Here is a 13,555-nt window from a genome sequence, read left to right as displayed (position 1 = left end):
AATTCGGGGGCCCCAATGCCAAAGGAGGAAGTAATAATCGAAAAAAGTGGCGTTAGGGAGGATCTTCTCTCCTGGAACATAAAGGAAGTTGTGGCTCTTGCCGAGAATTATGACAAAGCGTTCCAGATTGTTAAGGAACTCTTCAGAGATAGGAACCCCATCGTGAGGACGAACGCACTGCAGGTTATCAAGGAGATGATCAAGAGGAACACGCTGGATCGGAGGAAGGTATCCGAGGTAATATCGGATATAGTGGAGCTCGCCAGGGACAAGGACGAGAGGGTTTCCCTCAAGGCCATCGAGGTTCTCAACCTCCTCCTCGAGAGGGAGGAACTTGACGAGGATCAGTACGAACTGGTCACTGACGCCCTCATGGACATCATCAAGAGAGGCGCCCCTCTGCTCAGCGAATACGCCTCCGAAGGCCTCGGAAAAGCCGGTGCAAAGGCGTTGAGACTTGCAAGAAAACTCATCAGATGGCTCTTTTCCCTCATCGGTTCCTCCAAAGACCGGCAAGTTCAGAGCGCCGCCATAGCGGCCCTTGCCGAGATGGCAGCAAGAACCGAGGACACGAAGATATTCAACGAGATATTCGACAACATGGCGGATCTCCTGGACCACGTTGATCCCTATATCCAGGAGAGAGCCCTTCTGGCACTCGACAGAATGCTCTCCCGGGCGGAGATGCTGACCAAGAGGAACAAGATAAAGGCCATGAAGAAGATCCGGGAGCTGAGCAACGACGTCCGCCTAGCCTCAAAGGCCAGCCTGATCCTGGAGAAGCTGGAGAAAATAACGGGAGAAGAAGAGGAAGTCATAACGAGGGAGGAGCTCAAGAGAAAGCTTGAGATAAGCGAATACGGGCCGGACGACGTTGAGAGACTCTTAGATGCGGGCAAAACCGATATCGTTGCCGAGCTGGCGAAGATAGACCCGATAGTCATGTCCATGATCCTGGAGATGCTGCACTCCGAGGATCCTATGCGGAGAATGGACGCGCTCTGGGTGCTCTCAAAGGTCACCTCCCAGCTAACGCCCACTGACGCCTACTCCGTGCTTCCCGTCCTGGCGGAATTCCTGAAGAGCAGGAACCCCTGGGCAAGGAAAACGGCCGCGGAAACGATGGCCGACATATACTCCCTCTATCCAGGAACCGCACAGTTCTTCACATCCCTTCTCGACGTTCTGTTGAAGTCGAGCAGGGAAGCTGACATAGAGGGGGCGCTAGAGCTCATATACACCCTCCAGCATCGCCTCCCCACACCGGAGTTCGAGGCGGCGATGATCGCGATCCTCTCCGACCTCCTCAGGAGGAAGGAAACGAGGGGTGTAACACTGCGCTTTATGGCCAGAGAAGCCCAAAGACTTATGGATTTCGACTACGAAGGGCTCACCCAGCTTGAGAACGTCCTGAAGGAGATCTACGGGGACGAGGGTGGGAAGTACGACAACATAATCGCCTCGCTGATAGACCTCATCGACGACCTCATAAAACTCAAGAGGAAGGAGTCAGGACCCCTCGGTCAGCTTTAGTATAGCCTCCGCTATGTCCCCTTTCGTTTCTTTCAGCGCTTTGAGCGCGGTTTCCCTGTCAACGCCGGCCTGCTCCATGACGAGCTGAACGTCTTCCTCGGGAATCTCGAGGACTTCTCTTACCTCCTCGCTCCCGGGGACAATCTGGTAGGTTTTCTCTCCCTGGACGACCATGACAGTAACGACGGGGTCCTTAAGGACGATTTCTTTGCTCTCAAGCTTAAGAACGACCTCCTTAACGCCTTCCATCTCCTCCATCTTTATGCCGAGCTGCTTCATGAGCTTCTTCATCTGCCTTGGGTTCATTCCCATCATCTCAACCACCGCCCAAGGTTCGCCCGGACTCTTAAAAGGTTGGCGGAAGATTTTAACGGCCTTCTTCGAAAGGTCTCCGGTGGTGACGATGCCCCTGCCGTCCGGAGATAACGTAACCCTCAGAACCCTTGCGGCGGCGTTTCTTCTCACGGCCCTTGGAGGAGTGGCGCTCTACGTTCTCGCGGACTACCTCAAGCGCTACGCCGAACGGAAAGAGAGGGAAATCGAGGAGGAACTGAAGGAGCTCGAGGAGTCGGGGGATGTGTTTTAACCCTCCCTGAAAGCAAGCTTGAGGAGCGGTGGGGTAACGAGGGTGCTCAGGAATATCATCAAGACTATCACGAGGTAAGCATCGCTCCCAACTATGCCGGCCTTCATCGCTATCGCCAGCATCGCGAGCTCGACACCCATTCTCGGAATCATTCCAACGCCGACGCGCAGGGCTTCCCTCGGGCTCATACCGCCGATTAGCGCCCCGATTCCACAGCCGATTACCTTGCTCACTATCGCCACGAGGCTGAAGAGAATGGCAAAGAGCCCAGCACTCTTGAGGTCTTTAACCGGTATGTTCATGCCCACGTCGACGAAGAACAGCGGAACGAAGACCGAATGCGCTATTATCCTCGAGTGCTCGAAAATCGGCTTCCTGAACTCGGTTTCGCTCAGCGCGAGGCCGAGCAGGTAGGCTCCCAAGATAGAGGCGAGGTTCATGTGCTCTGCAAGGTAGGCGAAAGCGAAGAGGGCGGCCATCGAGAGGGTAACCGTCGAATCTGCGAAGCCTATCCTCACGACCTTCCTGAGGGCGTAGTCGAGAACCCTCGGCATCGCGAAGACCATCAGGGCTATGAAGATGCCAACCTTGGCGAGGATTTCAGCGAGACTGACGATGCTGACGCCCCCGGAGACGAGGGACGATATGACGACCGTCAGGACGATTATGCCGAGTATGTCGTCGACTATCGCCGCGGTGAGGATTGTGGTTCCCTCACGGCTCTTCAGCCGGTCCATCTCCATCAGAACCCTGACGGTTAAGCTGACGCTCGTTGGAGTCGTCAGCGCGCCGTAGAGGAGGGCCTGGTCGAAGCCCTTGAAGGGGTAAGCGATACCAAAGCCCATCGCGAAGGCGACAACAACACCGACGAGGGCAACCGAAAATCCGCTCTTGCCGGCGCTCTTGAGCTCTTCAACGCTACTCTCAAGGCCCGCCAGGAAGAGAAGCATCAGGACACCTATCATAGAGATGTCCTTCACTTCCTCCGTCGGCGGGAAGGCTAACCCGAGGAGAATTCCGCCGATTATCTGACCAAGAACTACAGGCTGTCCAATCCTCGCGAACAGCCAGCCGAAGGTTTCCGCCGTTAAAAGCATGAGCGCGAGGTAGAGGATTAGCTCAATCAACTTCCCTCACCGTGCGAAGACCCTGAGCAAGCGTATAACGCTCTGAGCCGAGAAGGTTCCAACGACCTTCTTCTTCTCGACAACCGGGAACTGTCTCACGCCGGTTTCCATCATCATGCTTAAAGCGTAGCCGAGCGTATCGTCAGGGGAGAGCGTTATCGGCCGGGGGTTCATTATCTCCTTTACCGGCCTGTCCCAGTCGAAGTGGGCCTCCCTGAGGGCATCGAGGCCAACGAGAACGTAGTCAGAAGGAGGAAGGAGGAGGTTTATTATCTCGTCAACGGATATGAAGCCAAGCAGTTTTCCGGACTCGTCGGTTACGACGGCGCAGGTTCTGTGCTCGAGGCCCTTGATTAGGTCCTCAACCCTGTCGTCCGGGCTCAGGCGAAGGAACTTCTCCTCCATCGCGAGCCTTATCGGCATCTTTGACAGCTTGATAACGTTCAGCTTCGGCTTTTCCTCGTCCAAGGCAATCCCCGAAGAAAAGGTAGGGAGGGAGAGCTTAAAAGGTTAATTCCCTGGGAAGTGAGAAGTTTCTTCGTTGGCCTTGAGGATTTTCTGCCGATACTCCTCGTACTTCTTCCGCGCCTCTTCTGCCTTCTCAGTCTCGCCGAGATACTCGTAAGCTTCAGCAACGTGCTTCCACCACATCGGGTCCTTCTCAGCTTCCTTGAGGCAGTACTCGAGGAACTTCTGGTAGGCCTCGCGGGCCAGCTCCTCTCTGCCGAGCTTCCTCGCTATGTTGCCGACGTCCTCCCAGAAAACTCCTTCCTCCTGTGCCTCCTTGGTGTAGTACTCAAGGGCCTTCTCCCAGGCTTCCCTGGCCTTCTCTTCGTTTCCGAGCTCCTCGTAGAGCTTCGCAACATCCTCCCAGAACCAGGGTTCCTCCTCGGCGTACTTTTCAAGCGCCTTGGCGGCCCTCTCCATGTTTCCAGCCTTCTTCCAGTACTCGTGGGCCTCCTTCAGGTAGTAGGTGTCCTTCTCCTTCTCGTAGAGCTTTTCGTAGAGCTCGGCGGCCTTCTCGTACTTCCCGGCCTTCTCGTAGGCCCAGGCGGCGCTCTCAAGCCAGCCGAGCTTGAGGTACATCTCAGCGGCCTTCTCGTAGTTTCCGGTCTTCTCGTACTTCCTCGCGGCCTGCTTGTAGCGTCCCATCTTCTCAAGCTTTTCAGCCGAGCGGAAGCGGTCGGCTATGCTCAAATCTGGCTCGCTTATGTACCAGATTCCGAAGGCAAAGAGCAGGATGAAGAACGCTATGATTCCCTCGACGATTTTGAGGTTCTGCCAGGTGAGCACGAGGTAGGAGCCGTAGCCCGCTATCGCCGTCAGAACCGCCAGAACTGCCCCGTACTTCCAGCTCTCGGCGTAGAGTGTCAGCGCCGTGAAGAACAGCAGTGCGAGCGTGAACCCGACGAAGCCTATCGCAAGGATTACCTGCACCAGCTTCCAGAAGCCCCATTTGTAGACTATGAACCCGGCCACCGCGAGGATAGCAACGAGGAAACCTATTATATAGGCCTTCAGCTTGTCCATTCTTTCACCCCCTCAAGTTCGAGCAGGAACTTCTTTTCTTCAATCCCGGAGCTGTAGTAGCCGATGCCGTCGCTCGCCACCACCCGATGACAGGGGACGATTATCGGGTAAGGGTTCCTCTTCATCGTCCCGCCGATGGCTCTCGGCGACGTTTCAAGGGCTTTCGCAAGGCTACCGTAGGTTATAACGGTGCCTCTTTTAACGTTTTTCGTGAGCCATTCGTAAACATGCCTCTCAAAGGGCGTTACGCCCTCGAAGGAGAGCTCGGAAAGGGCTTTCTCGTTGTCAAGTTCCCCAACCATAACACGATAAACGAGCTCGGTGTAGGTGCTCGGCTGGACGTCGAGGGAAACGGCAACGTTTCTCCTCCGCAGGAACCCGGCGAGGTTTCTGATTCTCTCCAAGAGCTCACCCCTCGTGAAGGCGAAGCTGATTCCCTGAATCCTGCCGTGAAAGATTACCCCAATCCAGACGTCCCGGCCGTTGACCCTAAACCTCTCCACCGCGAGCATTCAGCATTCCTCCAGCCTCTTAACGGCCCTTCTCAGCGGGCCTATGAGGGTGTGAACCTCCCGGCCGTAGAGGAAGGCCTTGCCGACTGCCTTCCTGAAGACCTTGACGAAGACAGCTCGCCTCTCCTCATCCTTTGGATAGTTGAGAACGTTTAAAAGCTCGGCCCACACCCTAACGAGCGCCTCTTTTTCATCTCTCGTCGCAGGTTTTAAGGCTTCGACCGAAGGTTCCGGTTTAGCCTTCGAGAGCTCGTAGAGTATAACCGCGACCGCCTGAGCTAAGTTCATGACCGGGTAAGCGTCGCTCGTCGGAATCGTGACGATTAGGTCGAGCCTCTCAAGCTCATCGTTCTTAAGCCCTATGCTCTCTCTGCCGAAGAAGAGGCCAACCTCGCCGGTGTAGCCATTCAGGGTTTCCCTCAGCTCCCAGGGGTAGAGCGGTGCGCGGTAGGGTATGAACCTCTTTCCCGGCTTTCCGGTGGTTCCGACGGTCAAATCGAATAGCCCCAATGCTTCGTCAAAGGTATCCACTATGACCGCTCTCTCGAGGACGTCGGTAGCGTGGACGGCATAAGCGTAGCTCTCCTCTGTCAGGTTCGGGTTCACGAGGACTAACCGGGAGAAGCCGAAGTTCTTCATCGTCCTGGCAATCATGCCTATGTTCGCCGGTCCCTCAGGTTCGACGAGAACTAGGCTTATCATACGCAAAGGGTTTAAAGACAGGTGCATTAAAGGCTTCCGGTGGGAGAATGAGGAAGAGGAACGAGCTCATCCCCTTTGTCCTCGGTGTTGTGCTCGCCGCGTACCTCGTTCAACGCGTTCCACCCGGGGCGATGAAGTACCTCACGCCCTATGCTCTCCTTCTCATTCCAGGAATAAAGCGAAAAAGCCTTCCATTTGCGGCTTCCGCACTCTTTGCGCTGGCCTTTCTTGAGTGGCTCCTGACCCAGGACTACATTGCGATCGTCGTCATGGGAGTGGCCCTTTTAGAAACCCCCCTGAGGATGGAGAAACAGCCCGTGAAGTTCTGGGAGAGGGTTCTAAACGTGGTCATAGCGGGTGTTGTTGCCTACATCTCCGCGATCTCGCCCGAGACAGCCTTCAGGGTCGTGGGGATCCTAACGGCGATCGGGCTCGTATCGAGCAACAGACCGATCTCGGGAGGGGCTCTCGTCACGGCTTCGGCGTTTTTCGTAGGAATAGCGCTCAGCGGAACCAGCGACATGAACCCCGACATTTTCATAGGGGCAGGAACGCTTCTGCTCCTCTACTCGCTCAACCACCTGCGGAAGCTCCTGAGGTGAGAGGATGAGGATTTACGTGCTCGGAGCTGGAAGCATAGGTTCACTCCTTGGCGCGCTTCTGGCAAGGGCCGGAAACGATGTCCTGCTCATAGGGCGGGAGGAGCAGGTTAAAGCCGTAAACGAGAACGGACTGAAGGTTACTGGGATAGAAGAATTCAAGGTCAAGCCGAAGGCCTCGCTGTACGCGCCGGACGAGCCACCGGACCTGCTCCTCCTTACCACGAAGTCCTACTCAACGAAGACCGCACTGAAGTGCGCGAGGAACTGCATAGGGCCGGAGACGTGGGTTCTGAGCGTCCAGAACGGTCTCGGAAACGAGGAGTTAGCCTTGAAGATTACACCCAACGTAATCGGGGGAATAACCACCAACGGCGCGATGCTCGTGGAGTGGGGCGTCGTCAGGTGGACGGGAAAAGGGATAACCGTCATCGGGAAGTATCCGACGGGAACGGCGGAGTTCGTCGAGGAAGTTGCGAGGGTCTTCAACGGGGCCGGAATAGAGACGAGCGTTACTGAAAACGCAATCGGCTGGAAGTGGGCGAAGGCGATAGTTAATTCCGTCATAAACGGGCTTGGAACCGTTTTGGAAGTCAAGAACGGTGTCTTAAGAGAAATTCCCGAGCTGGAGGGAATCTCGATAGAGATAGCGCGGGAGGGTTGTATGGTTGCCCAGCAGCTCGGCATCGAGTTTGAGGTTCACCCCCTCGAACTGCTCTGGGACACTATAGAGAGAACAAAGGAGAACTACAACTCGACGCTCCAGGACATAATGCGCGGAAGAAAAACTGAGGTGGACTACATTCACGGTAAAATCGTTGAGTACGCTCACTCCGTCGGCCTCGAAGCCCCGAGGAACGAACTCCTGTGGGCACTCATCAAGGCGAAGGAGGGCAAGATAGATAAACCCAACCTCCGTAATATCTTCGGGGGATGAAGATGGCGATCTTCGGTGGGAAGGAGAACGACGTCTTCAAGGCATTGAACGACCACCTCGAGGTCGTCCATGAAACGCTGAAGGCATTTAGGGCGCTCGTGGAGAGCTACCTCGGGGGCAAGATCGAGGACGCCGAGAAGTTCGAGAGGGAGGTAAGCGAGCTTGAAACCAAGGCTGACAGGCTCAGGAGAAGCATAGAGATGATGCTCTACGAAGGAGCATTCCTGCCGGCCAACAGGGGAGACTACGTCAGGCTGAGCGAACTCGTCGATCAGGTCGCCGATGCTGCCGAGAGCGCGGCCCACACGATAATCCTGGCCAAGCCCCGGATTCCAGGCGAGCTCTCGGGTGAGTTTCTGGCCCTCGTTGACTCGGGCATAGACACCTACGAAAAGCTCATGGAAGCCGTTAAGGCCCTCAACACGGACGTCGATCGGGCGATGGAGCTGGCGAAACAGGTTGAGGACGCGGAGGAGAAGGCAGACGAGATCGAGTACAACCTCAAGAAGCACGTGTTCGAGAGCGAGGAGATAACCACGTACGCGAAGATAATCTGGAACCAGATCCTCACGAAGATCGGAGACATAGCCGATCGCGCCGAGGATGCGTCCGATCAGGTCCTGCTCATGTCGGTAAAGAGGAGGGGGTGAAAGCATGAAGGTTCTCGTTGCGGCGCCACTGCACGAGAAAGCCCTGGAGGTTTTGAGGAAAGCGGGTTTTGAGATCCTCTACGAGGAGTATCCTGACGAGGAGAGGCTGATAGAGCTCGTCCGCGATGTTGACGCGATTATCGTTAGGAGCAAGCCCAAGGTGACGAGAAAGGTCATCGAGGCCGCTCCCAAGCTCAAGGTCATCGGAAGGGCCGGCGTCGGCCTGGACAACATAGACCTCGAGGCCGCGAAGGAGAGAGGTATTAAGGTCGTCAACAGCCCCGGAGCGAGCTCAAGGAGCGTTGCCGAGCTTGTCTTTGGCCTGCTCTTTGCAGTTGCAAGGAAGATAGCCTTCGCCGACAGGAAGATGAGGGAAGGCGTCTGGGCCAAGAAGCAGTGCCTTGGAATCGAGCTTGAGGGCAAGACGATGGGCATAATCGGCTTCGGAAGGATTGGCTACCAGGTGGCGAAGATAGCGAACGCTTTTGGAATGAACGTCCTCCTCTACGACCCCAAGCCGAACGAGGAGCGCGCCAAGGAGGTCGGCGGAAAGTTCGTCGAGCTCGAGGAGCTCCTCAGGGAGAGCGACGTCGTAACGCTCCACGTCCCGCTCATAGACGCAACGCACCACCTCATAAACGAGGAGAGACTCAAGCTCATGAAGAAGACCGCGATACTCATAAACGCCGCCCGTGGCCCCGTTGTTGATACCAACGCCCTCGTCAAGGCCCTTCAGGAGGGCTGGATTTACGGAGCGGGCCTCGACGTCTTTGAAGAGGAGCCGCTTCCGAAGGACCACCCGCTCACAAAGCTCGACAACGTGGTCCTAACGCCCCACATCGGAGCTTCCACCGAGGAGGCCCAGATGCGCGCTGGAGTCCAGGTCGCGGAGCAGATAGTCGAGATTCTCAGGGGCTGAGGCCCTTTCCCTTCTTACTTCCCAATTCTGACGCCCGCTGAAGCAGGTTCTTGGGAGCGGAAACTACCTGTATAGTGTGATAGTTCTGGCGGAATGTTTACCAGTATAGTGATAGAGTTTTGGGGAAAAGTTTACCGGTATGATGGTAAACTTTATAGGAAGTTCGCACCAGTTTAGACCATGAAGGCAGAGGAACTCAAGAGGGTTTTGGCGGACCAGTGGGAGACCCTCCGCGAGAAGCTCGAAAGGGAGAACATCGTCGAGAGGGAGCTAAAAGAGAAGATAGTGAAAAACTTCAGCCCAACGGCCCACATAATAACGGGGCCGAGACGCTCCGGAAAGTCCGTTCTTTCGGCAACCCTGCCGGGCAAGCCACTCTACGTAAACTTCGAGGACCCTGCAATGGCGGGATTTGGCGTGGGGGACTACAAGGAGTTACTCAAAGCCGGCTACGAGCTCCTCGGCGAGTTCGACTACATAGTCCTCGACGAGGTTCAGGAAGTTGAAGGCTGGGAGCGAATGGTCTCGGTTCTGAGGGAGAGCTATCTCACCGTCGTTACGGGGAGCAACGCCCGCCTCCTCTCGCGGGAGTTCTCAACCTACCTGACCGGCCGATACCTGAGCTACACCCTCCTCCCGTTTTCGTTCAGGGAGTTCTTAGCTTACAGGGGAATTAAGCCGGAGGTTAGAACCACGAGGGACGAGGCAAGGGTAAAGAGAGCCCTAACGGAGTACATCGAGCGCGGGGGATTTCCGGAGGCGCTGCGCTTCGGCAGGGAGTACCTCGTGAACCTTTACAATGACATAATCACGAGGGACGTTATAGTCCGCTACGGCGTTAGAAACGTCCGCGAGCTGAAGGAGGTCGCGTTCTATCTCTTCTCGAACTTCGCGGGCAGGTTTACCTACAGCAAGACAAAGAACGTCCTTGGAATCGGCAACGTCGAGACGGTCAAGAACTACGTCGAGTACCTCCAATCGGCCTACCTGATATTCGAGCTTCCTAAGTTCTCCTTCAAGCCGAAGGAAGTCGTTAGAGGCGATAAAAAGGTCTATGCAATCGACACGGGAATGCTCAACGCCGTCCTGCCGAAGGTTTCCGAGAACATCGGCAGACTCATGGAGAACGTCGTCTTCCTCGAACTCCTGAGGCTCAAACATTACTGGAGGCCGGGACTTGAGCTCTACTACCATAGGGACGCCAAGGGCGAAGTGGACTTCGTCGCCAAAGAGAACGGAAGTGTTGAGCTGATTCAGGTCACCTACACCTCGGAGGAAGGAGAGATAGCAAAGAGGGAGCTGGAAAACCTATTCAGAGTTATGGAACTCTTCGGCGTGAAGAGAGGGACGCTCGTGACGTGGGACTACTCGGAAGAGATAACGCGGGACGGACTGAGGGTCAACGCCGTTCCCCTCTGGAGGTGGCTTTTAAATCTCCGCGTCAATCTTTTTAACTCCCACACCCAGCCTTAGACAGGTGGGTGCTTATTGATAGAGGCAATCGTCGAGGCGATAAGGCTCGCAGTGACGAGGATTCCAGATGACGTCGTTTCCGCTCTAAGAGAAGCTTACGAGCGCGAGGAAAACGATGTGGCGCGCTTCAACCTTGAGAACATATTGAGGGCGATAGAGATTGGCAGAACCGAGACCATACCCGTCTGCCAGGACACTGGGACGCTCACCTTCTTCGTGAAAGCCGGCCTGGACAGCCCGTTTCTGGGGGAAATCGAGGGGGCGATAGGGGAAGCCACGAGGCTCGCCACGAAGGAGGTCCCGCTCAGGCCCAACGCGGTGGACGTTCTCACGGGAAAGAACTCGGGCGACAACACGGGCAGGGGCGTCCCGATAATCCACTGGGAGCTTACCGGGGGCGATGAAATCGAGATGACAGTTCTGCCGAAGGGCGGCGGGAGCGAGAACTGCTCGGCTTTGGCGATGCTCACGACGGGCGAGGGCTGGGAAGGAGTTAAGCGCTTCGTGGTCGAGAGGGTCAAGGCCTGCGGTGGAAGGCCCTGTCCACCGGTTGTTCTGGGCATAGGTGTCGGAGGTGGCGCCGATTACTCCCTCCTGCTGGCGAAGAAGGCCCTCCTCCGGAGGGTCGGAGAGAGGAACCCCGAGGAGAGGATTGCGGAAATCGAGGGGGAGCTTTTAGAGGAAATCAACGCCCTCGGAATCGGCCCGATGGGAATGGGTGGGAAAACGACCGCCCTGGACGTGAAGGTAGAGGTCGCCCATAGGCACCCGGCGAGCTTTCCCGTCGGTTTAGTCGTCCAGTGCTGGGCGAACAGGCGGGCGTTTCTGAGGGTAAAGCCCGACGGGAGGGTTGAGGTGTGGCAGTGAAGCTGAAAACCCCGCTGAGCATGGAGGACGTCCTTAAATTGAAGGCGGGGAACGTCGTTTACCTGTCGGGAGAAATTGTTACCGCAAGGGACTCGGCCCACAGGCGGATTCTGAGCCTGCCGAGGGATGAACTGCCGTTCAACCCGGAAGGAGCCGTAATCTACCACTGCGGGCCCGTCGTGAGGGAAACCGGGGAGGGCTACGAGATAGTCTCGGCAGGGCCTACCACGAGCGCGAGAATGAACCGCTACCTCGACGGGGTTCTTGGCCTAGGCGTCAGGGGGATAATAGGGAAGGGAGGAATGAGCGCTGAGCCGTTCAGGGGCAGAGCGGTTTACTTCGCCTTCACCGGAGGGGCTGGCTCTCTCGCCGCCAAAAGCATAAAGCGCGTTAAAGCCGTCCACTGGCTCGACCTTGGAATACCTGAGGCGCTATGGATTCTCGAGGTGGAGGACTTCCCCCTGATTGTGGCCATAGACGCGCACGGAAACTCGCTCTACCGGTAGGCCCTCCGCTCCTCGTTCATGGGGACTACGAACCGGGAGTAGAATTCCCTCCACCCCCTGACCCTTTCGGCGACCTCATCCGGGTTAACGCGAACCCTCGCGACGCCTTCCTTCATGGCTTCCTCCGCGACGGCTTTCGCCACCGCCGGGTGAACGTCGGGGTGGAAGGGTGATGGGATTATCTCCTCCTCGCTCGGCTCTATGACCGAGGCCATGGCCTTTGAGGCCTCTATTATCATACCGTCCGTTATCGTCCTAGCCCTGACGTCGAGCGCTCCCCTAAAAATCGCCGGAAAGCCGAGGAGGTTGTTAATCTGGTTCGGGTAGTCGCTCCTCCCCGTTGCCACAATCCTCGCGCCGGCCTTTTTGGCCTCCTCCGGAAGAATCTCCGGAACAGGATTTGCGAGGGGAAAGACTATCGCGTCGTCGGCCATGTTCCTTATCCACTCGGGCTTTATGACGCCCGGCCCCGGCCTCGTGAATGAGATTAGAACGTCCGCACCTTCAAGCGCCTCTGCCGGGCCTCCCTCAATCCCCTCGCCGTTGGTCCTCGCGAGGAGTTCGCCCCTGTATGGAAACAGCTCCTCAAGGGGCAAATCCGGCGTCAGAATCCTCGGCTCCCCGTTCACGAGCTCGACGACCCGGACGTTTTCCGGTTTAACTCCCGCCTTAATGAGGAGCCTGAACGTCGCGAAGCCGGCCGCTCCAGCCCCAAAGAGCGCAACGCCTATCTCGTTAAGCTTCTTGCCAACAATTTTGAGCGCGTTGATTAAACCTGCTAAAACGACACTCGCAGTTCCCTGCTGGTCGTCGTGGAAGACCGGAACCTCGAGTTCCTTCCTCAGCCTGTCGAGGATGTAGAAGCACTTCGGTGAGGCTATGTCCTCAAGGTTTACCCCGCCGAAGGAGGGGGAGACAGCTTTAACGACCTCTACGAACCTTTCGGGGTCCTTCTCTGCTAAAACGAGCGGGAACGCGTCAACGCCACCGAAGGCCTTGAAGAGCAGGGCCTTGCCCTCCATAACCGGGAGAGCGCCGAGGGGCCCGATGTCGCCAAGGCCCAGAACCCTCGTTCCGTCGCTTACAACGGCCACCGTGTTGCCCCTGTTGGTGTATTCAAAGGCTTTCCCGGGCTCCTCGGCTATCTCTCGCGAGACCTCGGCGACGCCGGGGGTATATGCCAGGGGAAGGGTTTCCCTCGTTAGCGGGACCTTCGGGATTACCTCAATCTTCCCGTTGCCGATGAAGTTGCCCCTGTGAAAATCCCTCGCGTCCATTCGACCACCCGATTTGGTTGGCATGGAAAAGTTAAAAGGTCTTCTCTTCCAGTGGAAATTAAACTCAAAACTGTCCAACGTTCCCGGCGCCCAGACCAAAACTTTTTAAAGTCAACCCTCGCCCACTATAACCGGGAGTGGGCCGGTAGCTCAGCCTGGTACGAGCGCCGCCCTCGCAAGGCGGAGGCCGCGGGTTCAAATCCCGCCCGGTCCACCATAGAAACCTTTTCTGACGAAACTTTGCAACAGCCTTTGGGAAAGGCTGGCGAAATGAACGCCCCTCCTGCAAATGAGCAAAAAGTTAGTCGTGCACTCTCGAATTTGGAGAGTTCGATGC

The 13,555-nt window shown here is 56.5% G+C and carries 16 protein-coding genes and 1 tRNA gene; 10 read left to right on the top strand and 7 right to left on the bottom strand.

The annotated features are described in order from the left end of the window. Window positions 1-15: 15 nt before the first annotated feature. Window positions 16-1,533 (top strand): HEAT repeat domain-containing protein, encoded by a 1,518-nt coding sequence (locus tag TAM4_RS09565; RefSeq protein WP_014123027.1) that lies wholly within the window; start codon window positions 16-18, stop codon window positions 1,531-1,533. On the opposite strand, the gene TAM4_RS09560 is transcribed toward TAM4_RS09565, so the two are convergent. Beyond that, window positions 1,510-1,848 (bottom strand): nascent polypeptide-associated complex protein, encoded by a 339-nt coding sequence (locus TAM4_RS09560; RefSeq protein WP_014123026.1) that lies wholly within the window; start codon window positions 1,846-1,848, stop codon window positions 1,510-1,512. The genes TAM4_RS09565 and TAM4_RS09560 overlap by 24 nt on opposite strands. 88 nt (window positions 1,849-1,936) lie before the next feature. Here TAM4_RS09560 and TAM4_RS09555 point away from each other — a divergent pair, with 88 nt between their 5' ends. Further along, window positions 1,937-2,119: a hypothetical protein gene (locus tag TAM4_RS09555; protein ID WP_014123025.1), complete on the top strand. Its 183-nt coding sequence runs from the start codon at window positions 1,937-1,939 to the stop codon at window positions 2,117-2,119. Here TAM4_RS09555 and TAM4_RS09550 read toward each other — a convergent pair. Genes TAM4_RS09550 through TAM4_RS09530 form a run of 5 tightly spaced genes read right to left on the bottom strand, consistent with a single transcriptional unit; the run spans window position 2,116 to window position 5,990 of the window. After that, complete coding sequence (locus TAM4_RS09550) at window positions 2,116-3,246, bottom strand: cation:proton antiporter (RefSeq protein WP_014123024.1); 1,131 nt, start codon at window positions 3,244-3,246, stop codon at window positions 2,116-2,118. The two genes, TAM4_RS09555 and TAM4_RS09550, sit on opposite strands and share 4 nt — an antisense overlap. Window positions 3,247-3,252: 6 nt before the next feature. Then, complete coding sequence (locus TAM4_RS09545) at window positions 3,253-3,714, bottom strand: cyclic nucleotide-binding/CBS domain-containing protein (protein ID WP_014123023.1); 462 nt, start codon at window positions 3,712-3,714, stop codon at window positions 3,253-3,255. A gap of 42 nt (window positions 3,715-3,756) precedes the next feature. Next, window positions 3,757-4,776, bottom strand: a complete 1,020-nt coding sequence (locus TAM4_RS09540) for a lipopolysaccharide assembly protein LapB (protein ID WP_014123022.1) — start codon at window positions 4,774-4,776, stop codon at window positions 3,757-3,759. Next, window positions 4,764-5,288: a methylated-DNA--protein-cysteine methyltransferase gene (gene otg / locus TAM4_RS09535; protein WP_014123021.1), complete on the bottom strand. Its 525-nt coding sequence runs from the start codon at window positions 5,286-5,288 to the stop codon at window positions 4,764-4,766. Before otg ends, TAM4_RS09540 begins: the two co-directional genes overlap by 13 nt. Next, the gene (locus tag TAM4_RS09530) at window positions 5,289-5,990 is read right to left on the bottom strand and encodes an RNA methyltransferase (protein WP_014123020.1); all 702 of its coding nucleotides are present in this window, start codon (window positions 5,988-5,990) and stop codon (window positions 5,289-5,291) included. It lies immediately after the preceding gene. A gap of 47 nt (window positions 5,991-6,037) precedes the next feature. Between TAM4_RS09530 and TAM4_RS09525 the strand changes: the two genes are divergently transcribed. From TAM4_RS09525 to TAM4_RS09495, 7 genes are all read left to right on the top strand, one after another. Then, window positions 6,038-6,592: a hypothetical protein gene (locus TAM4_RS09525; RefSeq protein WP_014123019.1), complete on the top strand. Its 555-nt coding sequence runs from the start codon at window positions 6,038-6,040 to the stop codon at window positions 6,590-6,592. Window positions 6,593-6,596: 4 nt separating this feature from the next. Further along, on the top strand, window positions 6,597-7,526 hold the full coding sequence (locus TAM4_RS09520; RefSeq protein ID WP_014123018.1) for a 2-dehydropantoate 2-reductase: 930 nt from the start codon (window positions 6,597-6,599) through the stop codon (window positions 7,524-7,526). Between the two features lie 2 nt (window positions 7,527-7,528). Next, window positions 7,529-8,176, top strand: coding sequence for a TIGR00153 family protein (locus tag TAM4_RS09515; protein WP_014123017.1), 648 nt, complete (start codon window positions 7,529-7,531; stop codon window positions 8,174-8,176). A 4-nt stretch (window positions 8,177-8,180) separates the two neighbouring features. Beyond that, window positions 8,181-9,095 carry a hydroxyacid dehydrogenase gene (locus TAM4_RS09510; protein ID WP_014123016.1) on the top strand — a complete coding sequence of 305 codons (915 nt, stop codon included), beginning with the start codon at window positions 8,181-8,183 and terminating at the stop codon, window positions 9,093-9,095. A 180-nt stretch (window positions 9,096-9,275) separates the two neighbouring features. Continuing rightward, a complete protein-coding gene (locus TAM4_RS09505; RefSeq protein WP_014123015.1) occupies window positions 9,276-10,568 on the top strand; it encodes an ATP-binding protein in 1,293 nt (430 codons plus the stop codon). 15 nt (window positions 10,569-10,583) lie between these two features. Next, the gene (locus TAM4_RS09500) at window positions 10,584-11,435 is read left to right on the top strand and encodes a fumarate hydratase (RefSeq protein ID WP_014123014.1); all 852 of its coding nucleotides are present in this window, start codon (window positions 10,584-10,586) and stop codon (window positions 11,433-11,435) included. Beyond that, entirely contained in the window at window positions 11,426-11,941 is a 516-nt protein-coding gene (locus TAM4_RS09495) for a FumA C-terminus/TtdB family hydratase beta subunit (protein ID WP_014123013.1), read from the top strand. Before TAM4_RS09500 ends, TAM4_RS09495 begins: the two co-directional genes overlap by 10 nt. On the opposite strand, the gene TAM4_RS09490 is transcribed toward TAM4_RS09495, so the two are convergent. Continuing rightward, window positions 11,932-13,218, bottom strand: coding sequence for an NADP-dependent malic enzyme (locus TAM4_RS09490; RefSeq protein WP_014123012.1), 1,287 nt, complete (start codon window positions 13,216-13,218; stop codon window positions 11,932-11,934). The two genes, TAM4_RS09495 and TAM4_RS09490, sit on opposite strands and share 10 nt — an antisense overlap. Window positions 13,219-13,357: 139 nt before the next feature. Between TAM4_RS09490 and TAM4_RS09485 the strand changes: the two genes are divergently transcribed. Further along, a tRNA-Ala gene (locus tag TAM4_RS09485) sits at window positions 13,358-13,435 on the top strand. The last annotated feature ends 120 nt before the right edge of the window (window positions 13,436-13,555 follow it).

The organism is Thermococcus sp. AM4, assembly GCF_000151205.2.
GTDB lineage: Archaea > Methanobacteriota_B > Thermococci > Thermococcales > Thermococcaceae > Thermococcus.
The sequence above is the reverse complement of the archived record's forward strand: the minus strand, read 5'-3'. Positions and strand labels throughout refer to the sequence as shown.